This window comes from Methanoregula sp. (genome assembly GCF_023227875.1).
In the GTDB taxonomy this organism is placed as follows: Archaea; Halobacteriota; Methanomicrobia; order Methanomicrobiales; family Methanospirillaceae; genus Methanoregula.
The window spans coordinates 1-23,135 of record NZ_JALOCH010000010.1; the positions used below are offsets into that span (position 1 = coordinate 1).

A 23,135-nucleotide genomic window follows, 5' to 3' on the forward strand; every position below is an offset into this window, starting at 1 on the left:
AAAGTTCGGGAGTGATCTCAAAGCTCGACGATTTCTTATACAACTGAAAGAAATCTCCTTGAAAATGATTGTCTGTAACCTTCACAGGTTCTTACAATTTTTCTTCGTGAAGGTTTTCTACAGAGCAGGATAACCAAAAGGATACACAAGATCCATCGATAATAATCAACATAAATTTTTTTAAATTTTAGATTTTTCTCTCTTTTTCTTCTCAGGCACCACAGGGTCTGTTAAAAAGAACCCAAATGATGCGAAATCCTCGACATTCATTTTGTGAGATTTCTCACCGGAAGAAACCGCAGGAGCAATGAACCGGAAGAATTCCCGGGAGTACTGCTCGTAGCTGAACCCTTCCGCCTCGATCACCCGTTTCCACTTATCTTCCATGGACAGGATACCCATGAAGGAGATCATCAGGTACATCGAGATTAGGAAGGGGTCGAGATCGTCCCTGATCGTACCGTCATTGATACCCTCCTTAACTGCATCCTGCAGGACCATCCGGCACGCGCCATACCCTTTTCCGATCTCTGCGGTATATGGGTTCTCCCTGGAAAAACGTTCAGATCCATAAAAATGGATCAGTCGCAGGTAATCCGGTTGTTCCTGCGAAAACTGGTAATAGGCCTGTCCCATCAGGGCAACCTTGACAATGCCGGGAACCTGCTTTTCCATGCATTCCCGGTACTTTTCCTGAAGGATCCGGATGCCACGGAGAACAATCATAGCGAAAAGTGCCTCCTTGTTTTCAAAATACAGGTAGATGGTAGCCTTGTTCAGTTCGACCTCATTGGCGATTTCGTCCATGGAGACATCCTCGTACCTCCGGGAAAAAAAGAGACGCTCAGCTGCATCGGTGATCTCGGTCTTCCGCTGTTCCTTTTCCCGTTGTCTTCTGTCGGAGATTCCCATTTTACCACACCATGAATTTACTCATTATAAATAATATTCCGGCTCCTTTCGCTCGTTATACAATGTGTATAAGCGCAACGAAGCCTCCCTGACCAGGCCGGGTTTTATCGTTCTCGCGTGCTTGGGGCAGTGTTTGATGCAGGCACAGCACGTGATGCAGTTTTCCGTGTCGATCACCCTGCTGTTTTCCGGATCGATTGCACCGACAGGGCACCCTTTTGCACAAGTCCCGCACTGGACACACTCATCGCTCACGGCAATAAAATCGACATTCCAGAACACTGTGCCTTTCCGGTAAGGATGAATTGGGTCTCCCCGGTAAGGATGGCAGCCGGGTAAATTTACCGGAGTGATCCGGTCCACGGAGGGAATGGCGTTGAGTTTTTCCTGTATTTTTTGCCCGAACAATTCTGCGTGTTTCAGGTCGCTAGTATCCGGACGACCCACAGCAGTCGGTGTTTCGGCAGTGGAAAAGGAGTGTTCCCCGATAAACGCTGCACCGGCGATCGGTTTACATCCACGCCCGATCAGAATATCATTCAGTTCGAGCAGGGCATCGTCATACGCGCGATTGCCATACACGACAACGCAGACAGCGGGTGTATTATGTGCCTGCATCGTATGCAGCCATTCGGTTGCATGTGCCGGCACTCTTCCCATATACACCGGAACACCAATAATGAGTAATTCTTTTTCTGATGTCCGTAGTGGTTGAATTCTCGTATCGGGTCTGGTGATATCCAGTAATTCCACGTTGCCGGGATGTATTCCGCGTGCAATTTCCCGGACAACCGTTTTTGTGGTTCCCGTTGGTGAGAAATATACGAGTTTTACTGATTCCATTTTCATAAGATTCCTTCCTTGATACTGTTGGCCCTCTCCGGATAATGACCCTGATTCAATTCCCCTTTGCTGGTCTCATGAATGATCTTGGTATCCATCGAACTTGCACCATAGTTATCACTCTTGGTTAAATTATAACTATCGGTTAGTTTGTAACCCGCAGTATTAGTTGTGGGCAATCATGCAGGAGAGTTCCCGGTCAGCTACATCTCCCGTGGCCCGTAGTCGTACCGGACACACCTTCCGCGTATGACCATTCTCCGTCGTAGAACTCCGGGAGGTATGGCTGACGGACCCTCCGGACCGACATAGTATCGCGAAAAAACGACATGGTTGTTTTACGAAACGCTTATTTTGTGCTCTGTTTGGCGGGAATCCCAATAAACCGGCCCCGGAAAAAGCAGTAAATAGAAGAGTTACAGCGGCCGATCTCGATAAGATCGCTATTGGATGGTGGAAAATGAAAAGAACCCCTGTTTTCCAATCATGCTCATGTCGGAGAGTCATATTCATCCGTCGTAGAAATATATCATTCTGACTTCGGGATTATGCGACCCTGCGTTGCGGGATGCAAATCACCGACATTTATTTACCGGGAGAAGAACAGAAACCACTATGAAAACCTTCCTCCTCATTCTCCTGCTCGGTATCCTGATCGTTCCTGCTGCCGCATTCTCCCTGCCACAGGTACCGTTCCTTGCCGGCACGTCCGCAACAGACCTCCCGCTCGTTGCCACGTTCGAGAGTGGGCAGCGGTACCAGGCCGGCAACTACCCGGTCATTGTCCTCTCAGGCTCCTACCGCGAGATGGGCCGGCAGTACGGCGGCCTGATGAAGACCGAACTCAACGAGGAGTATACCTTCCTCATGGACACCCTCGTCAGCCGGGGGTATACCAGGGAAGAAATACGGAAAGACGGTCGGGGAGTTACCGCGTATTACCCGCAGCGGGTTAAGGAGATCTTTATCGGTATGTCGGAGACCTCGGGGCTGACACAGGATGATATCGCGGTCCTCTGGTACGGGCCGATCTTCCTGATCTCGGCCGCACCCGTCACCCCGGTGTCCTGCTCGTACCTTGCCACATGGGGGAACTACACGACCGACGATTCCATGGTTGTCTCACGCAACTGGGACCTTGCCGACCTGGTGCAGCCGTTAACAAAATGGTATGTCCTTACGGTGTACCGCCCCACGGACGGCAGCAACGCTGTTGCAACCTGGAGCCCCGCAGGAGCGCGGCCCGAGACCTTCATGAACAGTAAGGGGCTGTTCCTTGCCGATGACAACGCAGGCATCATCGATGCTGCGCCGGAGACCCGGCCGGAATTCATCACGGAATACTTCCGGTTCATGTTCGATTACTCTGACCTGAACGCGCTTGATGCCGGCATCCGCGGTACCGCCCCGGATTATGCATGGATCGTGGATGTCGCCGGACCGGACGTGGCATACGTGTACGAGAAGTCTACCAACAGGACATTGCTGAGGACCGGGGACGGGGTGGTTGCAGCGGCCAACCATTTCATCGACCCGTCATGGAACTTCGCGACCCCGCCCGAACACACGCTCTCCCGCTACAACAACCTCCTTCGCCAGGCGGACGTTGCAAAGGGATCGATTGATGCAGAGAAGATGATGGCGATCCGCGACGTGTGTATGGAAAACGGCGGCTCCAAGTTCTGTCACAGGGATTTGGGGGGAAACCCGTATTCGAGCAACCACCAGGTCGTCTACGTGCCCGGGACCCGGACGCTCTGGATGAATGTCATGGACGGGCCGTGGCAGAAGGTGGAACTAGCTCCCCTGTTTGGCAATTAACAAGAGTGGCTGGTCTTATCGGAGACCCGCCGGGCATCATTTTTTTACGGTTGTGACACAAAAGCGGTGAACCCGCACGATTGTTTACTAAAAAACGGGTGAAGGATTTACTCTTTTGTGACTGTGATCTTCGAATACACAAATGACAATATCATCGGGTTCTCCGGGCAGGACTCGCAGGCGATCTTCGGTATCTGCACCCACCCGAAAGGCGGGACTACCACATTTTCGGGATCGGGCACCACCGGGAGATCCAGGCTTTTCCGGCGGGAGCCATTCCTGCAGATAAATCACTCAGTTTATCTATGCTAAAAAATATAAAACTGGATGTTTCCAGCATGTCAGCACAATTCGGTCTCTTTGTCATTCTCCTCGCATGTGTGACCGTGCTTGCTGCCGGGTGCACCGGGCAGGAGTCCGTCCCACTGCAGGCACCGGCAACAGTCAGCGCCCCTGCAGGAACCGGAGCAGCGGATATCAGCACGCTTGTTTTGCAGTTCGATGCCTATGCAGAAAAGACCTTCAATAAGAGTGGCGTCCCGGGGACGGCGGTCGCCATCATCAGGGACGATAAGGTCGTCTACTCCCGGTGCTTTGGTATAAGGAACATCACCACGAAAGAACCCGTCGGCCCGGACACCCGGTTCCAGCTCGCGTCCATATCCAAGTCCGTGACCTCGACCATGATCGCGTCAATGGCAGGGAACGGCGAACTCTCGTGGGACGACACGATCGTATCGGCAAACCCCGGCTTTATGCTCTCCGATCCTTACGTCACGGAACACGCAACCTACCGCGACCTCCTCTCTCACCGCTCGGGCCTGCCGGAATACGGCGGTGACGATCTCCAGAACGCCTTCGGGTACTCCAAGCCGGAGATCATGGGCCGGCTCCGGTACCTTGGTCTTACGGGTAGCTTCCGCTCATCATACGCGTACTCCAATGTCGGCATCACGGTCGCGGGGGATGCCGCGGCAATGAAGGCGGGCATGCCCTACGAGGAACTTGTCGCTGAGCGGATCTTCATTCCCGCCGGCATGTACAACACGAGTGCACGGTTCACAGACTTTGCCGGTTCGTCCGACCGTGCGGACTCGTACCAGTTGCAGGACGGGACGCCCGTTGCCGCATCGTCCTATAACGATGACATCAACAGCCCCGCCGGAGGGGTGAGCTCCACGCTCAACGACATGATCCGCTATGCCCGCATGCAGGCGAACGGGGGATCGATTAACGGGAAGCAGGTGATCAATGCCAGCGCCCTCCGCGAGACCCACACCCCCCAGTACATCAGGACATATTCCGACACGAAAATGACCGGTTCCGCGCTTGGCTGGAACACCTTCCTCGGGAATGGGCAGAGTCGTGTCGAGAAGGACGGCATGTTTTCGGCCGGCGTGGCCACGATAATTACGGTCTGGCCCGAAGAGAGGATGGCGCTCGTTGTCTTAACGAACGGTTTTCCGGAGGGGAATTTCCTGACGGGAAGTCTCAGCAACGGCTGGAATGACCTGTACTACAACGGCAGGATACAGAAAGACTGGTACGATGATACGCAGCAGAACCTGCAGAAATGGATCGATAGCCAGACACCGGAACCGGTAACGGAACCGGCAGACCCGCGGCCCGCCCGCGACATTGACAACTACACCGGCTCGTACACCCAGGACTATTACGGCACGGTCAGGGTCGAGGCTGATTCTGGAAAACTCCTCGTCTACCCGGGCCGAAGCACGACGCCGTTCGGCCTCGAGCCGTTTGACGGCGACACCTTCATCGAGGAATCCGGCATGGCTCTGGTAAGGTTCGATACCGGCACCAATGCAACCGCAACCCGTGTCTGGTTCGGGCGGTACGAGACACCCGGGCGCAGCGGGGCATTTGTCCGGGTCACCTCGTAATCCCCGTTTTTCCCTGATACGCCGGACCGGCCCTACAGCCCCCCTTCCGGTTTTGGCATTGTTGGAAGCATATACCGCAGGTGCCAGAAGAGGAGCCCGATAACGATGCTGATGAGGAGTGCGAACCAGCCGAACTCGCCGAGCATCGCGCTCCCGGCCTCGGTCGTTGCCGTGAGTGCAGGGTAGAACTTCTCGATGGAATAGTTCCAGAAGCCGTGGAGGAGGGCGGCAGTAAAGATGCTGCCGGACCGGAGCCGGATCCAGGCAAAGAGCGTCGAGCCGCCGATCATGGAGATGAAGAACATGACGATCGAGTAGGCCGACCCGTCGCCGTACACGCCGGCGAGCATGAGCGGCAGGTGCCAGCAGAACCAGATGAACGCGGAGATGATTGCAATCCAGGTGAACGTGGTGAACCTGCCGAGTTCGGGGACGAGCAGCCCCCGCCACCCGATCTCCTCGCCCGTTGCCAGGACAATACTGAGGCAGAGCGCCGTGATGACGCCCTGCGGGAGCGCGAGCATGGCCGCGGCCTTGTCCGACAGGAACGGTGCAGTGCCCGTGACCCACGCGGTGCCGAACATTACGAGCCCGACCGCGACCGGGATGACGATTGCGAGGAGCCACCACTTGAGCTCGCCGATTTTAAACCCGAACCCGTCAAGGTTCCGCTGGAAATACAAGCGGGTGGCGATGGCCGCGACCGCGGGGCACCACATCAGGAGGGAACTGGAATACCGGAGGAGCCCGGTGTCCACCGCAAACGGGGGTCTCACCACGATGATGTACCAGAAAATAGACGAGAGTGCGAACACGAGGACGAGATATGCTGCAATAACGTGTTTCGGGTTGGTCAGCAGGGGTTTGGATGCCGGTTCTGCCATGGTTCTGACTTGTGAACAGGAGGAGATTAGCCTGTCGAAATAATTTTTCCTGCCGACAGGATATTCCTCCGGACGCTGCCGGGTACAATTCCTTACGGTGCGTCATTGATCCGGAAAAAATCTCATCGCAAAGCCCGTCATTGAAGACCCGGGTCCGGGAATCCTCTGGCACGGCCCGGTTGCTTTCTTTGTGAGGGGGCGGTGTGGCATGCGGGCTTTTATGGGCACAAGGGGTCCGCGAAAGGAAGACCGCAGGAGGGGGATCTGGTGCTGCATATATCTCAGATTGGTGAAAGGAATAGTTCCCCCGGTGCCAATCCACGGTTATACTCAATAAATCAGAAAATGTTTAAGGAGTTAATCCAAACGCAGGGTAAATCCAATTTGGGTAATTCACCGGTAATGAGGATTTTTATGAACAGGACAATGATAGTATCTCTGGCAATTATCGTTATGGTCTGCCTCCCTGCCATGGCAATGATTCCGGTTTCAGGAGAAAGCATCACGGGAGATGATGGAATAACGGAAGAAAAATGGCGTTTTCCGGGCGAATTTGAAGAACATGATGCGGTATGGATCGGATGGCTCTCCAAAGAGTACCTGCGAGGATATTATACCGACGATGTTTTCCTGCAGCTGGTCCGGGAACTCGAGCCCAACGTTCACACGATAATCTGTGTACCGGATGATGCGCAGAAAGAATATGTGGAAGAGATCCTGGCAACGAACAATGTCCCGATGACGAATATTTCCTTTTATGTCCAGAAATTCACCATACCCTACTGGCGGGACTTCGGCCCGGTTTTTGTAACCAGTAACACCGGCAAAAAACGGATCAACGATTTCAACTTCAACTTCTGGGGCTATTTTGCGGCATCGGATACCCAGGCACTGATGATGGAAAGGATTGACCGGGACGCAGCCAAATATCTCGGCATTGAGAGTGAGATGACACGGATCACCAGCGAGGGCGGGGACCGTGAATTCAACGGGAAAGGCACGCTTATTGTAACTGAAGCCTGTGAATTCCAGAGAAATCCGAATGTTGCAAGGGAAGAGATTGAGAACGAATTCAAACGGCTTTTTGGTGTGACAAACATAATCTGGCTGAAACAAGGCACGGTTGAAGACGACCCGTTTAATGCCGGCGCCATTCCCGGGCCCGGAGGAGTGGGGGTTGCATACCGTGCCGGCTCGGCAGATAACCACGTGGACGAGTACTGCCGGTTTGTATCTCCCGACACGATCCTTCTTGCAGAAGTGACGGAGAAAGAAGCAGCCGGAGATCCGGTTGCGGCGGAAAACCGGATACGGCTGGAGGAGAATTACAGGATCCTCAAAAACGCGGTTGATCAGGACGGCAGGCCGTTTAAAATCGTGAGGATCCCGGTTCCGGATATGATCTACTTTACCGCAACTCCTGCTGACGAGGCATATTTCAGCCTTTCATCGTTCTACCACTCAATGGACGGGACATCGTTTCCCTTCGGCGACCCGGTAACGGTTGTGCCGGCAACGAGCTACTGCAATTTCCTGATTACCAACAATCTTGTCCTTGGCCAGAAGTACTACGTGGAGGGCACCGGAATGCCCGATTCCCTGAAGGCGAAGGACCAGAAAGCCGAAGAGATCCTCAGGGGCCTGTTCCCGGACAGGAAGGTTGTCATGGTAAATACCATACCGGTAAACTTCGGGGGAGGCGGCATCCACTGTCTGACACAACAGGAGCCAAAGGCCGAAATACTCTGATTCCCGGTCATTTTTCATGAACAAATCAATACGGGAATTTTTTAAAGCCAGAGGGACCTGATGCGAACACATGGCCGCGTGCGTTGGGGCGGGGCCGGGTACTCTATTGAGTGGCGGACCCGGGACCGGGTTAATACCAGACCCATCGTCAATGGCCGGAACCGAGGGTGTTGAAGAGAACCGGCCGACTTCATCACCCAGAATACTCTTAATAAAAAGGAATGCCGGAAAAACCGGAAAGAACTGAAATTAATAATACCCGTATTTTTTATGAGCCTGCTCAATGGGCAGGATCTCCTGGACGATCACCAGTTTTTCCTCAGTATCGATTTCGTAAAATACGATGTAACTGTGGGAGATGTGAAGCCGGTAGATGATGACCCCGCCCCATAAAACCAGTTTTTCTTTATCTCCCGGGCTTCCCGGGAACGGATCTTTTTCAAGTTTTTTCAGGGCAGTCTTTATGATTCTCCGCGTCTTCTCCGGCAGGCGATTGATCTCATCAGATAACTCGTGCCAGAGCACAAGGGAGAATGTCAATCCTTAATCTCCGAAAGTGAAACGTACCCCTTTTTCTTACGCCCACTCCATATTTTAACATCTTCTTCCAACCGGCGCTTCTTCCGGTCCTCGATCATCTCTGAAAGAAGATCTGTATAGGTCTGGCCGGCCGCTCGCATCTCCGCAAGGTCCTTCCACACCGGTTCGGTGACGGGTATCCGTTTTACCGCAGACATGATCAGATTGTAAGCCTTGTAAGTATGAATATTTTTGGCCGACTTTCTGCGTGCGGTGGGGCGGGGCGGACCCGGGACCGGTAGGGGAGGGGCCGTCGTCAATTGCCGGAACCGAGGGCACTGATGAGCGCCGGTCCCGACCCCCGTCGGACGGGTGAATTTTCGAATACCAGAGTTTTCGCCCGCTTTTATTCCCCGCTGTAACAATCAACCGGGATGGTTCCCGATATACTCCACGAGAGCGCATTCTTTGCACTCATTGCATTCGAACTCCAGCGTTGAATGAAGAATCCGGTACTTCTTCAGTCGTTGCTTGATCTCCCGTTTTATCAGATCAATTTTTTCCACGTCCTTTTCACAGGAATACACATGGGCATCGAGGACATTGATATCCGAACAGAGGCTCCAGAGATGGACATGGTGCACACCATCCACTCCCTTCACCGATGCCATGTCCGCAACGACCGCATCGAAATCAACCGATTGGGGCGTGAACTGGAGAAGGATCACGATGGTTTCCCGGAATATTCTTGCGGCTGAGATCACGATCAGGACCGCGATGACGCCCGAAAGAATGGGATCGGCAATCACCTGCCCGGTGAACGAGATCCATACCGCTGCACCAATCACCGCCAGCGAGGAGACCAGGTCTCCTGCCACATGTAAAAAAGCGCTCCGCACGTTCAGGTTATGGCTCCCGTGGAGGAGGAACATGACAGCGATATTTGCGACAAGGCCGACACAGGCAACCGTAAACATCAGCCCACCCTGCACCGGGGCCGGGTTGAGCAGGCGCTGGTATGCTTCCCACAGGATACCGGCACTTACACCGATCAGCAGCAGGGAGTTGATGAACGCTGCGAAGATCTCTCCCCGGTGGTATCCATAGGTCCGCTCCTTGGTGGGGAGCTGGAGGGCGAGGGTCATCGCCCCGAGGGAGAGAAGCAGCGAGAGGAGATCGCTGAACATGTGCCCCGCATCGCTGATGAGGGCAAGCGATCCTGAGAGCAGTCCTCCGGCTACCTCCACGAGAAAGAAAATGAACGTGATGATGAGCGCGATCTTCATCGCTCTCCGGTAGTCCCGGCCGGTACTGTGCGGGCTGGTGTCATCTGAATGAAGGGTATTATGTGAATGCCCTGCGCCCTCTTCGCTGTCGCCACCAGTGCATTGTTCTGGATATGAATGACCCATACGCTGACTCTCCGGTTATGTGCGGTTATTTCCTGATAGATAGTATCCGTTTAATAGTTAATAAGAAGAAAAGTAACGGAACCGATAGGTAGTATCCATGAAGAAACCTTCAGCCATTGCCGATGGAATATGTTTCTGCCCGTTGTCGGGGATTCTCGACGTAATAGCGAAGAAGTGGGCGCTCCTGATTATCGCGATCCTTGGCAACGAAGGGGAGAAGGGGTTCAACGAACTGAAAAAAGATCTTGGCTGTATCAGCCCCAAGCCGCTCTCGGACACGCTGAAAAACCTCGAGCGTATCGGGCTGGTAAGCAAGAATGTCCTCGCGACATCGCCCCCGACCGTGAAATATTCACTCACCCCGGATGGCCGGGAACTGCGGGGGCACCTGGTCCCGATGCTGGTCTGGGTCTCGGAACGCGGCGGACAGGATATGCCGGGCTGCCCGATACGGGCGAGGAACATTCCTGGCAACCTGAAAAAAAACCGGTGAGTGGCGGATGTACTATTCCCGGCCAATCCGTTCGGCCGCGTGCGGTGCGGCGGGGCCGGATTAGTACCGGACCCGCCGTCAATCTCCGGAACCGGGGGCACTAAAAATGGCAGATACTACGAGATCACTTTTAAAAAAATCTGACAGCGATCTTCAAAGTTCCTTCTTACCGGAATCCCTGTTTGAAATCCTCGACCTCGATTCCGGCCTGCTTGAGGATCCCCATCAATGTTCCTTTTTTCAGTTCGCGGTGAAGAGGAACCGAAAAGACGCGCCATTCTTTCTGTACGACAACGTGGCTTGATGTCTGCCGCTTAGCTTCAAATCCCTGCTTCGACAGGTACTTGACCAGATCTTCCCCGGCAATGACCGGGAGTTTATGCGACATCCGCCACTTCGACCTCCGAGTAATTCATCAGGATCCGAGGATGAGAAGTCTGCATCAGCAGACTTCGACCTCCGAGTGATTCATCAGGATCCGAGGATGAGAAGTCTGCATCAGCAGACTTCGACTTGGGAGATTTCGCAGTGGTGTGTCGGGGATTTCCGGTGAAGTTCTTCCCGCTGGACTTCGAGAACCAACTCTATTGCTTCCTTGATATTGGCGAGGGCTTCTTCCCGGGTCTCACCCTGGCTGATCGCGCCGGGGATCTCCACGCACTGGACCGTGAAACCGCCTTCTTCCTGGGGTTCGAGCACCACCGTATATTTCATAGGTACACATTATTCACGAAAGAGTATACAATTTTTCCGCTGGGATCAACGGTCCGGTGCTCCTTCCGTGACGGCCGCGAGCGAGCCGGGCTTGTGGCGGTTGGGCGGGCCCGGGACCGGATGGGTGGGGGCCGTCGTCATTCCTGGCAAGCTGCACAGGAATATCAGAAGCCGTTAAGAGTTGTGCGGGAAATGTTTTTTCATTGAACATCCCATGATGGTTCAGGTAGGAGATAATGTCCGATAAAAATCAATCACAATCCGGTATACGATCCGGAATTCTCCCTTGCATGGGGATACTCTTTGTTGTACTGCTGAGTGCCGGATGTACCGGTGCATTTTCTGGGATACAGAATACCGTTCCGGCGACTCCGGTTTCTCCTCCGGATGTAGTAAATCAGGCAAACCAGGTAACGATGCAGGTTGTCATGGTGGACGAACATGCACATGCTGAATATACTACGGTCTGGCTCACTCCCTCTGCACGCATCTATACACTTGCAAAAAATATTCCGGACTACAAGTCCTATATCGGGTTAATGGAACAATCCAGAAAAGACGGCTCGTTCCTTACTTTCACGCTTGATACTCAGGATTCTTCGATAATTAAGAGTGTTGTGAAAGGCGTGCAGCCAACATCTTCTTCAGATGAAGAGAAGGCCGTGCAAGTAACTCCACCGGTATCTTCTCCGGACGTAGTAAACCAAGACTCCACCATCCGGCCCTGACTTATGCCATAGTAACGTTGCTAAATATGACCTCAATTATTCCCGTCGATAAACCTCTCAATTTTCCAGGCCCGGTTCCGTATTTTTGCGAATTATGACCTCTGATTTTGGTGCTTTTGGGAAAAGAGGTACAACCGGGCTCGCAGCAGGCTCCGTTGTACCAGAATTCCCATGGGTGCTTCCCCGCTTTCTGTGAGGGGGACACCGGCGGAGGGTCTTGCAAGGTCACCGGGGATCTTTCCGAGTAAACCCGGCCGCATACGTGTTGGGCGGGGCCGGGCTTGTGAGGGTTGGGTGGACCCGGGACCGGATCAGTGCCGGATCCGTCGTCAATTTCTGGTACTGAATGCACTGAGTAGTGCCGGTGCGGACTGGTGTATCATTCACGAATATTTTTAGCAGTTGAATTTCAACTGTCAGTGTGACTGATTGGAAAGATGCAATAAAGAGAAATCTCCGGACTGTTACGGCCGGAGTATTTGTCGTGATTGTATTGTTTCTCATCATCCTCGTAGCGGGAGTCATCCCGGAGTTCAACAACGGCTACAAATCCCCCCATGCCATCACACCTGAAAATCCCTCGCTTACCACGGCTGCTTGTTCGGGAAATGCCATTGTCGTAAATTACCGTGGCGGACCCAATGCAGCAAGTCTCACCGGCATTAGTGTCTGGGTAGACGCCATGCAACCACACTCCTTGAACCTGACCATCGGCTCACAGGAAATGATAACACTGGTTGCCGGAAGTGAGATGAAAGAACACCGGGTTATCGTTGCTTCCACATTTACCGATGGAGAAATGGTAATAGATCAGGACATAAAGCTAAAATGTCCATAGGTTTGGACTCCTTTTTCGTCGCGATGGCGGGGCCCTGGCACAGGTTGTGGACAAAGGCGACGGCACGGGAGGTTGTGGGGATTATTACAGGAATGGGGGGTGATTGCAAGATGCAGAGGAAAATTCCTCAGCTTTTCCAAGTAATTTACGATGTCGATCGTACGGGATGGATTGAATTTTTTTTTCATACGGTAAAAAGGTGAAATTATTTACTCTGTTTATTAGTCTCCATTTGCATTTTTATTGCATGTAAGATTTCATTGCGATGGCATTATATGACATTAAATTTACCAATTATTATTAAGAATCTCTGAAAAATATTATTAAGGTGTGCCGATGAGTTTTAGATGGCGAAAACTATTATTAATATTTTTAGGACTTTTAATAGTTTACATTAGTATCTGCCTTCTAATCACAAGCACCGGTTCTTATGGAAAAGGGAGTGTAACCGGGCCAGATAAGATTGTATATCGTGTTACAACGAGTGGCTCACTGGATAATCCATTCCCGAGTGATAAAGGAATTCTTATTCCAACTGTAGTGAATGAAAGTGGAGCGCTTGTTTTTTCAGATCAGGATTTAACATACGCTTTATCAAGTGCTTATTCATGCGGAGGCGATACATTCAATCGAAATAGTTATGGAAAATCGTCATATCTCAATCTCAGTTATGTGGACGCAGAGAATGGCACAATGATACTTGTGCGACCTAATTCTCCACCAGCGGGTAAGGAATATACGATTTCATTCTGTCTCGAAAAGGAGAATGCTATTGGAAACAAATTCTTACCCTCTCCCCAGATTGCAGCATCGTTTTTCCCCTCAACCGTAACGACAATTGTTTACAATCCGATCCATAACAAACCCTATGAAAGCAGGACATCTCTATTATTGGAGTTCTCCAAAGCGGGAGATACAGTTACTCACGGATATATGTCAGATCCAATACAAAATTTCAAGCTGACCTATGGTTATAATCCTGTAGTAATGTCCGAATATGGACAATATTCCGAGTGGGCTAAGTTTATCTGGATACCGGGGTAAGTTGGAGGCCGACCCGGATGCGGCGCTCGAGGCGCTCGGGATTCTCGCGTCGTTTCATATTATCTAGGAGGAAAAATTCGTGAATCTTTCCAACCGGAGACTGTGGAAAAAGATCGTGGTTGCCGCGAGCTGCGAAATTATCATTTCCGGGGTCGTCGTGCTTGTCGTTAGCCCGGGGCATCGTTTTTCTCCTGGTACAGGTACATGGATATCAACCGATATTACCGGGTGCAGTTACTGATCGGGAGTAAAAAACATGAAATTTCATTTGATTTCTTTCATCGCACTTATTCTGGCAGTGATTGTCCTGGTACCGGGTGCAGGAGCCGAAAACCAGACAATGGACACGATCTATTTGCTGACCCATGCCGAAACCCTCGCCGGCCAGAAGGACATGTCACGGTACAGCAACATACCCCCGCCTGAACCGATCGTGACCATGAATGAGTCGACAGCCCGGCTCTACCCGAACGTAACCTGGTGCGGGAACAACTGCATGGTACCCCGGCCCTGCCTCTTCCCGTTCACCCGGTGCGAATCCCCGCTCACGGTTATGATCGTGTACAATGTGAACGCAACTCGTCCGGGACAGCCCGGCCCGGTCATCGGGTATGGAGTGACCGGCTGGCCATTGCAGAATTCCGTTTCGATTGCCGGAAGCCCGGACCTCACCCTCCCGTTCAAAACTTTTACGGGACCGTTCAATTCCGGTAGAAACGTTACCATAGAGGTGAACCCCTCCAGCCCGTATCCGCCAGCCCGGGAGTTTCTGGATTATACAAACGCCCCCGCTTTAACCTCCGGGCAAAAAGAGACTGCCATCAGGATTGCATCGACCTCAAAAAAATTCCAAACCTACCTGAATGGTCCCCACGGTCCGATAACGGCAAGGTGGGCATACCCATACTCAGGTATTGTTCATCTGTCTATGACAGCAGGGTCGGCAATGTCGCCGGAGAACGGGCTGGTATCTGTTACGGTAGATCCTGCCCGCGGTCAGCCTGGAAATGTGTCTTTTGTGGACTGGAAAAAATACTGGTAGGAAAATGTTCAAAAAAAGCATCAGGCAATCTGCGGTCTTTTGGGATTTTGTGCTGCAATTGCCATCTGCCAACGGTTCAGAGTGAATCCGGCTGAAAAAACCGGGGGATACGATCACCATGAAAAACCCTGAAAAAGAAAACCGGGTAATAACAATAAGGGCAATCCTCCTCGTTCTTCTCATAGGGGTAATCGCAATTATCGCCGTGCGATCAGTTATGATTGGGCCGGGCATCCCACCGGACGCCGATATGTCCTACCTGATGCTTTCAGATCAGGGGCCGTCCTTTGAGAGATGTCCACTCATCCAGAACGGGTCCAAAACTCCCCCGGGTCTCTGTGTTGATTCCATCCGGGAAGGAAATTATCCACATTTCCCGGAACTCTCTCCATCGAGCCGGTATGGGATCTTCGGGAATACCGGATCCGGAGAGAGCATGGTGATTGCGGTCTGGTACTTTAAACGGGAGAACGATTTTGTCCTGAAGGAAGGACAACTGGTGAAGTACTTGCAGGATCATGGGATAATCAACAAGGGAGAACTTGATTTTAGTGCCGAGCAGCAGGTCATAAAAAAAAGGAACCTGGAGAACCCGCGTGAATCCCGGTTAATGATACCGCAGACCGTGCAGGGAACGGCATATTCGGACAATGAGACCGCGGGATATTTTTTTGTGATACAACGGCCGATCTCCCTTGACCGGGAAGATTACTACCTCATGTATTACGGTGTGGTCACCAACAACACACCCTCATCTGCGACCCCGTCTCTGAAACTATTGATGGCTGAAAATAATGGTTATTATACCTTCAGGGGTGTGGTAAGGCCCCTTGGACAGATTTAGATCTCTATTTTTGGGTGTCAAGGATTGGAACCCTGACCACGAACGCGATCTTATCCGTAGTTCCAATGTACCAGGTCCCTTCGTATCCAAGAAATTCCCTGGGATCTGCAAAGAAATTCCCTGCATCGCCAACGATCCGCCTTGCATCCGGCGTGGCATTCCCCGGGTGGCCGTTTTTGTACCATGAAATTACCTGACCGGAAGACACTCCGGCACTCACATTGAGACATTTTTCACCAATCCACACATTCCCGCCAGGTTGTACCAGAGGAAAGTAACCATCGCAGGATTCTGTCCGGACCGGCGTGATTGTGGGTCCCGGGTTATTCCGGTATCCGGCATCATACTCGCCGGCTCTCTGGTTGCACTCCGCCGCTTCCGCCGTTTTTCCTGAGTCCCTGAGCGTTATACACTTCACGGACCAGGCACCCGCATCATCCGGATTAATCTCAAGAGCTTTGTCATAGTTTTTGATCGCTTCATCATAACGCTTCATATTGTGAAGGGCAACTCCCTTTGCTATCCATGCGTGTGAAAAATTCCGGTCGATCGCGAGGGCTGCGTCAAAAAAAGCCAGCGACTCATTGTACCGGGCGTACTGCGTCGAGTACGTCAGCCCTTTGATGAACTGTTCCTTTGCCTCGGGCGAGGTTGTTGATATCTCGTCGGTTTTGAATGCGATTGCTATCGAGGACCCGCCCGGAGGGACGAATGATCCGGAGGAGGCGCCGGGTGGAGAGCTGGTTGCCAGCAACGGACCGGCATCCTGAGAAATGCACCCTGTTGCGAGGATGAGAGAAACGAAGAGGATGCTGATGAAAATCATCCGTCTCATGATGGAGTATCAGGCTTTGGGAACGTTATATTTTGTGCCCGCATCTTTACGGCGCCCCGTTCTCCATTCCTGCCCGCATGCGGCGGGGCCGGGCTTGTGGTGATCGGGCGGACTCAGGGGCCGGTGTAGTACCGGACCCGTCGTCAGGTTCCGGAACATCGGGATTCCCCGTGTGGAGAGGGGATCGCTTTTTAGAAAATTTACCGGAAAAATACGGCCGCAAAATACGGTGCGGGAAAAAAAAGTTCCGGGAAATTTTTCCCGGCAATCATGCAGGCATCCCACCGGCCGCGAGCGGCTTCCCGTCCCGGTCGATCTCGATCAGTCCGGTGCCGGTGATCAGGAAGAACCGCCATGTCCCGTGTTTCGACCGGAGCCAGAGTTCGGCCGATATGGCAGCGTCCCGGGCGATGATCCGGAGCTTGTCGATCTCGTCTTTGAAATCCCCGGCAATCTGTTCGATCGCCACGAGGATCTGCGGTGCAAACATCACCCGTGCGAACGTGACCGGGATCTTCGAGATGATGGATATGTCATAGATCCGTTCAGGGCCGAGACCCGACATCTGGAAGACGCCGCGCAGTTGAGCGATGGGCATCGCCGCAGCGAGCGCCCGGTGCGGACGCGGTCCGCGGCTCACCGGAAGCACCTCCCGGTGGTTTTTAAGTTGGTTGCCGGATTTTGTACCGGCAGGGTTTTGGATTTTCTCATCTGTTGTTACCTCCTTTCTGTTGTGAGGTTGAAGGTCGGCTGATGCCTCCCTTCTTCTCACCGAGGTTCGAAGATCTCCTACAGAAATCTTCTCTTCCTCAAGGTTCTGACGAATCTTTCGGATTCTTTGAACCTCGCTGATGTCGCCGGGGCCCCTTTGACAGCGAAGAATGCTGACACATTCTTCTCGTCCACTGGAGGACAGCGAAGAATATTGACACATTCGAAGACATGCTGTCTTCTCATGCCTCAGGTCGAAGAACTCTGTTCTTCTCCTCTCTCAAGTCTGATGACTTTCGAGATTCGGATGACCATCGGCATTCTTCACGTCCACGGGGTTCTGCAGAACGCCTTGGACAGAATCAAATTAGCTCGGGGTATATAAGCGCTTGTATGAATAAATCCGGAAACACAAAATCTGGGAGTTTTGCTCGCGATTGAGCGGTAACGGGGCCCGATGCACTGAGATTGGCACTGCGCAAAAATGGTAACTATATGTGATTAACCGGTGTGACCTTCCGCTGGAACGGGTCCCGGGACATCCCCCGCCGGCTGATCCGGCCCACGGTACCCTGGCCGGTCCGGTCTTCGTGTGCTGGAATACGGCTATATGTGACCTCAATTATTCCCGTCGATAAACCTCTCAATTTTCCAGGCCCGGTTCCGCGTTTTTGCGAATTATGACCTCTGATTTTGGTGCTTTTGGGAAAAGAGGTACAACCGGGCTCGCAGCAGGCTCCGTTGTACCAGAATTCCCATGGGTGCTTCCCCGCTTTCTGTGAGGGGGGTCACCGGCGGAGGTGTCGTCTGGCAAGGTCACCGGGGAGGGAGGTATCCATCGTCAGTCGCTGGTATCCTGAGGGCAGTGCCAGATGTGCGATTGAGGGGGGCGGGAGTTTGCAAACAAGGCCCGGACAAAAAAAATTGTTGTGGACCGGGCCCGGCAAAAATATTGTTGCACGTACCGGTTCTTGCCGGAAAAAATTCCGGCGCGAACGTAACCGGCCCGGAATTTTTTTTGCACGAATCGGTTCTGCCGGGATTTTTTTTCAAACGCCAGAGCAACCCGATGCGGATTCGCGGCCGCGTGGAATGATGGACTGGTGTGAAAACTCTTAACGTGTCATGCCCCGTATCTATCCTGATATGACCGGGGCGGATAACTCCCCGGGAGAAGGTATCACACATGGAAGAGATCGTGCAGGAATTCGGGACACGGGAAAAGGAGAGTGATCCCAGCAGGACTGCAGAACTGATCGCCATGCGCCGGGCAACCGAGTCCATGCGCCCGGAGGGGGAGCGGATCTGTTACGATCCCTACGCAGTCCGGTTTATCAATCCGGCATTCTTACGGGCTATACACGAGAACCCCGAAGCGGCCCGGGCAAAGGCAGCGGAAGTCGCACGTACGTTTCCGGGCCTTGCGGGTTCAATCCTTGCCCGGGTACGGTTCTTTGATGATTTCGTTGCGAACGCAGCAGCCACGGGCATCCGGCAGCTGGTCATCCTCGGGGCCGGCTACGATACCCGGGCGTACCGGACTCCGGGCCTTGAGGGCAATATCCAAGTTTTCGAAGTCGATCACCCCCTTACCCAGCAGCCCAAGAAAGAGAAGATCCGGGAGATCTTCGGTTCGCTTCCGGCTCATGTCGCATACGTGCCGGCCGATCTCGGGCGCGACAGTCTCACAGACGGTCTTGCAAAAGCAGGATACGATCGTACAGAAAAAACGCTCTATATCCTTGAGGGGCTGGTCATGTACCTTCCCCCCGCGGTGGTCGATGGTATCCTGTCCTTCATTGCTGAAAATTCCGGGACGGGCAGCATCATCCTCTTCGATTATTACCCGCTGTCGCTCGTGAATGGCATGGACCAGCGGGAGATTGCACGGAATCTCCGGGAGTTTTCCGCCAGGGCGGGCGAACCCGTGCGGTTTGGCGTGCCGGATAACGAGATCTCCCCATTCCTTGAGGGACGGGGATTTTGTAATACCAGGAACATCTGCGAAGCTGAGTACCGGGCCCTGTATTTCCACGGCAGTAATGCCGGTCGGGCGACAACCGATCTCATCACGTTTGCCATTGCCGAAGTCCCCTGACAGCAGAGACGGGTGACCCTTCCATTTAAAAGCGGGGGCGCACAGAACGATGATGACGGCGTGAAACGGAAGGGCCGGAGAGGCTGCGTGCGGTGCGGCAGGGCTGGGCTTGTGGTGGTCGGGCGAACCTGAGGCCGGTTAGTACCGAGGCCGTCGTCAACTGCCGAAATCGAGAGCGATGAGAATGGGCAAGTATGCAGGGGGTTGGGATGGCTGCGATCCTTGCCGGGTGTTCGCGATCTGATCGCAGGTTGTTGGGATGTAAATGTTTTTTTAATTCGTGCCCAAAAGAGCCAGAGAAAATCCTATCAGCAGTTTTCTGAGACCCGAAACAAAACAAATATCATGTGTAAAAATAATTAAACACATAAGCATGCTGAGCCCGTCATCAGTCCCGGAACTGGCAAAACTCCTTGGTTTTCTCGGGAACGAGCAGAGGCTCAACATTCTCAGGACGATCGCCCGCGACGAGAAGTTTGCGCGGGAGATCTCAGAAGAGGTTGGGATCTCACGACCTCTTGTGAACATATACTTAAAGCAGTTCGAAAAGGCCGGGCTCGTCATTGGTACCAATCGCGTTGCCGAAGAGCCGCCATACCTGAAACGGTATTACAAGGCGGTGCCCTTTGAGCTTGCATTGAACCTGGACCTCATCCGGGAACTTGGAGATGATTAATGTGGATTTCAAAACCTTCAAAGAATTTCATTGGCTGACAAGGATTGTCATTGTAATCCTTGTTCTGGTTCTCGCCCTGTTCGTGTTGAATGTCCTTAAAATCAACGTTATGTATATATTCACTCCTTTGATTGCTATCATGGTAGCCGGTTGCGTCTTCCTTGCACTGGTTATCTATTATCTGGGAAGATGGGTGAGAATCCAGGAAGTACAGAGTACCGGAAACTCGACGGAACAGGAAAAGATCCGGACGGAGATACTCCAGCTCCGGCAGTCCGTTGATGCCATGCAGAAGAAACTGGACAATATCGAGCGCATCCTTGAGAAGGTAGCGGAGTGAGATGAATGGATACAAAACTTACTGGAATTATTAATCCAGGAGATACGCAGGAGATTAAGGAATGGATAGAGAAACAGATCGGATCGGTATCAGACAGGAAAACTGAGATGGCTGATATTAAAACCGAGATTGCATTGCTCAGACAGACTGTTGATATAATGCATAAAAAAATTGATAATATCGAGCGGATCCTGGAAAAGGTGTCGGATTAAGGGGACTGACTAAAAAACAAGAGATAATGCGTCCTCGAAAGGTGAGACCCTTATGGGTGTCGGGCTCTCTTTTGCGTGGCGGACCCGGGACCGGTTTAGTACCGGCCCCGTCGTCAATTGGTGTAATCTAAGGGTACTGAGGAGTGGCTGGTTCAGACATGCCAGGTTCCCCCAAAAAATGATCTAAATTTTTTTCCACCATGCCCTTATCCAGATTCATATTTTAGTAAATTATACCTGAACAATAGGTAAAAAAATATCATCAACGATTTCGTGAATCGTTCTATCAGATATCGGTTCATGGGTGATGAGAATTTCATATCGTAATAAATCAATGGGTAGCGAGATGATACGGGGATTCAGGTTTTCCAGATGGACCTCTCCCCGCAATTCAGCCTGTTTCAGAATTGTCTTCATCGCGATAGTCGATTTGCTTTCGGTTCCCGGATGCATTATCTGCGGAATTGAAGCGATGAGATCTTTACTAAGATATTCAGCCATAAGACCCTGTATGGTTTCAGCCCCGACAGTTTGCAGAGGCTGAGCTATTCCGCGGAGCAGAATAAGCATATCATTACGCAGATTTCCGGTATCCGGGACATCCCGGGGAGGTTTGGGTAAATATCTCTGTAATGTTGCAACGACAAGTTTTGCCTTATTTCCCCAGCGACGATAAACAACTGCCTTGTTCGTTCGTGCCCGTACAGCAACACCCTCAATTGTCAGATGAGTATAACCAACATCGGAGAGTTCATCCCAAGCGGCCTGAAGTATTGCGGTTTCGAGAATTTCACCGCGGCGTCTCGTCTCTCTGGGAGGATCTACCTTACTCCCGGCACCGCCCACCCGTGATTGCTCTTTGATCTTTTGCTCATCCATAGGTAATTCCCGGTTCCTGAATTTCTCGTGCGTCTCCTGCAGATTTAGTATCTTTTATGAACATAAGAAACGATCGGTTTCTTATAGAAATAAGAAACTAATAGTACCTTATTCACCTGTAAGAGGAATATCCTCATGGCAGATACAACCGCAACTGTCCCAGCGGCTCACAACGAAAAACTTGACCCGGCGGTACTCAAAATCTCCTTAATTCTCCTGGTCGGTGCACTCGCACCATTGTTTGACACGACGATCATGAATGTGGCAGTCAACACACTGACCCACAGTCTGCATACTACCGTTTCGAGTATTCAATGGGTTATAACAGGATATCTGCTGACGCTGAGCATGACCATTCCCCTGTCGGGCTGGGCGGTCGATCGTTTTGGCGGCAGGCGGATGTGGATGTTTGCACTCATCGTATTCCTGGCAGGTTCAGTGCTTTCGGCCCTGTCCAGGGATGTCGGCAGTCTGATTGTTTTTCGTCTCATTCAGGGTGTTGGTGCCGGCCTGATTTATCCAATCATGCAGACATTAGTTGTCCAGACGTCCGGTGGTCGCAATCTTGGGCAGGTGATGTCGATTATCAGCCTGCCCGCATTACTGGGACCGATTCTTGGCCCGGTGCTGGGTGGGATTATTGTCGACAACTTAAGCTGGCAATGGATTTTTTTTGTCAATATTCCGATCTGCATGATAGCGTTATTACTGGCTTGGTGGGGATTACCAGTGGACGAACCTTGCACGAATAACCAGTCCATTGACATCATCGGCATCCTGCTGCTTTCCCCGGCGTTTGCCCTGTTTATTTATGCCATTTGCCAGGTTGGTTCCCATGGCGGGGTCATAAGCAGTGCAACGATCATTCCGCTTGCGATCGGTCTGCTCCTGATGGCCTCCTTTGTTGTCTATGCCTTGCGTACAAAAAATACACCGGTGATTGACCTGCACCTGTTCAAATCGCGTAATTTTTCTGCATCAGCGGTTTTACTTTTCCTCTCCGGAATCATCACTACGGGAGCCATGTTTCTTCTCCCGTTATTTTATCAGCAGGTGCGGGGTGAAAGCGTCTTATGTACCGGCCTTTTACTGATCCCCCAGGGTGCAGGTATGTTATTGACCAGACGCTGGCTCGGGATCCTGACAGATCGCACAGGTCCGGGTAAAATTGTTATCATAAGTCTCATGGTAACGATCGTCAGTACATTACCCTTTGTTTTTGCAGGTCCTGAAACAAGCCCGGTTTTACTGGCCGTGGCACTGTTTGTACGGGGAGCCGGTCTGGGAGGTGTGCTTATTCCCATCATGGTTTCTGCCTATCAGGGATTGAGCAGGGAGCAAATCCCCCAGGCCAGTATTGCAACAAGAATTTTTCAACAACTTGGCGGAGCATTTGGTTCTGCCGTGCTTGCGGTAATTATCGAACACCAGCTACTCGCCTATCCGTCATCGGATATCCCGGCAGTTACAGGCGTATACGATGTTACCTTCCTGTGGCTGATTGGGTTTACCCTGATTGCGGCTATTGTTGCGCTCTTCCTGCCAATGCGAAAAACCGGTCTGGCGATTACATAGGGCAGGGAATACATGATAATCTTCATCATTTTTTTCAGAGAATTCAGGCAATCCCCCAAAAAGAG

The 23,135-nt window shown here is 52.1% G+C and carries 25 protein-coding genes; 14 read left to right on the plus strand and 11 right to left on the minus strand.

All coding sequences use genetic code 11. The features are described 5' to 3' along the window. Positions 1 to 180: 180 nt before the first annotated feature. Positions 181 to 912 (minus strand): TetR/AcrR family transcriptional regulator, encoded by a 732-nt coding sequence (locus tag M0R30_RS10715; protein ID WP_292546685.1) that lies wholly within the window; start codon positions 910 to 912, stop codon positions 181 to 183. Between the two features lie 24 nt (positions 913 to 936). Then, positions 937 to 1,755 carry an EFR1 family ferrodoxin gene (locus M0R30_RS10720; RefSeq protein ID WP_292546687.1) on the minus strand — a complete coding sequence of 273 codons (819 nt, stop codon included), beginning with the start codon at positions 1,753 to 1,755 and terminating at the stop codon, positions 937 to 939. Between the two features lie 615 nt (positions 1,756 to 2,370). Between M0R30_RS10720 and M0R30_RS10725 the strand changes: the two genes are divergently transcribed. Together M0R30_RS10725 and M0R30_RS10730 are read left to right on the plus strand one after the other, a co-directional pair. Then, on the plus strand, positions 2,371 to 3,576 hold the full coding sequence (locus M0R30_RS10725) for a C45 family peptidase (RefSeq protein ID WP_292546689.1): 1,206 nt from the start codon (positions 2,371 to 2,373) through the stop codon (positions 3,574 to 3,576). Positions 3,577 to 3,914: 338 nt separating this feature from the next. After that, a complete protein-coding gene (locus M0R30_RS10730; RefSeq protein WP_292546691.1) occupies positions 3,915 to 5,477 on the plus strand; it encodes a serine hydrolase in 1,563 nt (520 codons plus the stop codon). Positions 5,478 to 5,509: 32 nt separating this feature from the next. Here the strand turns inward: M0R30_RS10730 and M0R30_RS10735 are convergent, their stop codons facing one another. Next, positions 5,510 to 6,361: a type II CAAX endopeptidase family protein gene (locus tag M0R30_RS10735; RefSeq protein ID WP_292546693.1), complete on the minus strand. Its 852-nt coding sequence runs from the start codon at positions 6,359 to 6,361 to the stop codon at positions 5,510 to 5,512. 414 nt (positions 6,362 to 6,775) lie between these two features. On the opposite strand from M0R30_RS10735, the gene M0R30_RS10740 reads away from it, so the two are divergent. Next, on the plus strand, positions 6,776 to 8,110 hold the full coding sequence (locus M0R30_RS10740) for an agmatine/peptidylarginine deiminase (RefSeq protein WP_292546695.1): 1,335 nt from the start codon (positions 6,776 to 6,778) through the stop codon (positions 8,108 to 8,110). A 249-nt stretch (positions 8,111 to 8,359) separates the two neighbouring features. Here the strand turns inward: M0R30_RS10740 and M0R30_RS10745 are convergent, their stop codons facing one another. From M0R30_RS10745 to M0R30_RS10755, 3 genes are all read right to left on the minus strand, one after another. Next, complete coding sequence (locus tag M0R30_RS10745) at positions 8,360 to 8,650, minus strand: type II toxin-antitoxin system RelE/ParE family toxin (protein WP_292546697.1); 291 nt, start codon at positions 8,648 to 8,650, stop codon at positions 8,360 to 8,362. After that, a complete protein-coding gene (locus M0R30_RS10750) occupies positions 8,647 to 8,847 on the minus strand; it encodes a hypothetical protein (RefSeq protein WP_292546699.1) in 201 nt (66 codons plus the stop codon). The genes M0R30_RS10745 and M0R30_RS10750 overlap by 4 nt, the downstream gene beginning before the upstream one ends. A 207-nt stretch (positions 8,848 to 9,054) precedes the next feature. After that, on the minus strand, positions 9,055 to 10,041 hold the full coding sequence (locus M0R30_RS10755) for a cation diffusion facilitator family transporter (protein WP_292546701.1): 987 nt from the start codon (positions 10,039 to 10,041) through the stop codon (positions 9,055 to 9,057). A gap of 97 nt (positions 10,042 to 10,138) precedes the next feature. On the opposite strand from M0R30_RS10755, the gene M0R30_RS10760 reads away from it, so the two are divergent. Further along, positions 10,139 to 10,534 carry a helix-turn-helix domain-containing protein gene (locus tag M0R30_RS10760; protein ID WP_292546703.1) on the plus strand — a complete coding sequence of 132 codons (396 nt, stop codon included), beginning with the start codon at positions 10,139 to 10,141 and terminating at the stop codon, positions 10,532 to 10,534. A 166-nt stretch (positions 10,535 to 10,700) separates the two neighbouring features. On the opposite strand, the gene M0R30_RS10765 is transcribed toward M0R30_RS10760, so the two are convergent. Both M0R30_RS10765 and M0R30_RS10770 read right to left on the minus strand, forming a co-directional pair. Further along, on the minus strand, positions 10,701 to 10,922 hold the full coding sequence (locus tag M0R30_RS10765) for a type II toxin-antitoxin system HicA family toxin (RefSeq protein ID WP_292546705.1): 222 nt from the start codon (positions 10,920 to 10,922) through the stop codon (positions 10,701 to 10,703). 110 nt (positions 10,923 to 11,032) lie between these two features. Beyond that, positions 11,033 to 11,248: a type II toxin-antitoxin system HicB family antitoxin gene (locus M0R30_RS10770; protein WP_292546707.1), complete on the minus strand. Its 216-nt coding sequence runs from the start codon at positions 11,246 to 11,248 to the stop codon at positions 11,033 to 11,035. A 290-nt stretch (positions 11,249 to 11,538) separates the two neighbouring features. Here M0R30_RS10770 and M0R30_RS10775 point away from each other — a divergent pair, with 290 nt between their 5' ends. The 5 genes from M0R30_RS10775 (at position 11,539) to M0R30_RS10795 (ending at position 15,744) form a co-directional block, all read left to right on the plus strand. Beyond that, complete coding sequence (locus M0R30_RS10775; protein WP_292546708.1) at positions 11,539 to 11,976, plus strand: hypothetical protein; 438 nt, start codon at positions 11,539 to 11,541, stop codon at positions 11,974 to 11,976. Between the two features lie 421 nt (positions 11,977 to 12,397). After that, positions 12,398 to 12,814: a hypothetical protein gene (locus M0R30_RS10780; RefSeq protein WP_292546710.1), complete on the plus strand. Its 417-nt coding sequence runs from the start codon at positions 12,398 to 12,400 to the stop codon at positions 12,812 to 12,814. A 336-nt stretch (positions 12,815 to 13,150) separates the two neighbouring features. Then, positions 13,151 to 13,858, plus strand: coding sequence for a hypothetical protein (locus M0R30_RS10785; protein ID WP_292546712.1), 708 nt, complete (start codon positions 13,151 to 13,153; stop codon positions 13,856 to 13,858). 256 nt (positions 13,859 to 14,114) lie between these two features. Then, the gene (locus M0R30_RS10790; protein WP_292546714.1) at positions 14,115 to 14,900 is read left to right on the plus strand and encodes a hypothetical protein; all 786 of its coding nucleotides are present in this window, start codon (positions 14,115 to 14,117) and stop codon (positions 14,898 to 14,900) included. A 118-nt stretch (positions 14,901 to 15,018) separates the two neighbouring features. Continuing rightward, the gene (locus M0R30_RS10795; protein WP_292546717.1) at positions 15,019 to 15,744 is read left to right on the plus strand and encodes a hypothetical protein; all 726 of its coding nucleotides are present in this window, start codon (positions 15,019 to 15,021) and stop codon (positions 15,742 to 15,744) included. A gap of 4 nt (positions 15,745 to 15,748) precedes the next feature. On the opposite strand, the gene M0R30_RS10800 is transcribed toward M0R30_RS10795, so the two are convergent. After that, a complete protein-coding gene (locus tag M0R30_RS10800) occupies positions 15,749 to 16,579 on the minus strand; it encodes a DUF3821 domain-containing protein (RefSeq protein ID WP_292546720.1) in 831 nt (276 codons plus the stop codon). Between the two features lie 268 nt (positions 16,580 to 16,847). Next, a complete protein-coding gene (locus tag M0R30_RS10805) occupies positions 16,848 to 17,219 on the minus strand; it encodes a hypothetical protein (protein WP_292546722.1) in 372 nt (123 codons plus the stop codon). A 1,257-nt stretch (positions 17,220 to 18,476) separates the two neighbouring features. Here M0R30_RS10805 and M0R30_RS10810 point away from each other — a divergent pair. The 4 genes from M0R30_RS10810 to M0R30_RS10825 all read left to right on the plus strand — a co-directional run bounded on the left by M0R30_RS10810 (position 18,477) and on the right by M0R30_RS10825 (position 20,616). Beyond that, complete coding sequence (locus tag M0R30_RS10810) at positions 18,477 to 19,388, plus strand: class I SAM-dependent methyltransferase (RefSeq protein WP_292546724.1); 912 nt, start codon at positions 18,477 to 18,479, stop codon at positions 19,386 to 19,388. Positions 19,389 to 19,761: 373 nt separating this feature from the next. Continuing rightward, entirely contained in the window at positions 19,762 to 20,064 is a 303-nt protein-coding gene (locus M0R30_RS10815; protein ID WP_292546726.1) for a winged helix-turn-helix domain-containing protein, read from the plus strand. Next, positions 20,057 to 20,404 (plus strand): hypothetical protein, encoded by a 348-nt coding sequence (locus M0R30_RS10820; protein ID WP_292546728.1) that lies wholly within the window; start codon positions 20,057 to 20,059, stop codon positions 20,402 to 20,404. The genes M0R30_RS10815 and M0R30_RS10820 overlap by 8 nt, the downstream gene beginning before the upstream one ends. A 5-nt stretch (positions 20,405 to 20,409) precedes the next feature. After that, positions 20,410 to 20,616, plus strand: coding sequence for a hypothetical protein (locus M0R30_RS10825; protein WP_292546731.1), 207 nt, complete (start codon positions 20,410 to 20,412; stop codon positions 20,614 to 20,616). Positions 20,617 to 20,847: 231 nt separating this feature from the next. Here the strand turns inward: M0R30_RS10825 and M0R30_RS10830 are convergent, their stop codons facing one another. Further along, positions 20,848 to 21,495, minus strand: coding sequence for a TetR/AcrR family transcriptional regulator (locus M0R30_RS10830; protein ID WP_292546733.1), 648 nt, complete (start codon positions 21,493 to 21,495; stop codon positions 20,848 to 20,850). Between the two features lie 135 nt (positions 21,496 to 21,630). On the opposite strand from M0R30_RS10830, the gene M0R30_RS10835 reads away from it, so the two are divergent. Then, a complete protein-coding gene (locus tag M0R30_RS10835) occupies positions 21,631 to 23,070 on the plus strand; it encodes an MDR family MFS transporter (protein WP_292546735.1) in 1,440 nt (479 codons plus the stop codon). Positions 23,071 to 23,135: the final 65 nt, after the last annotated feature.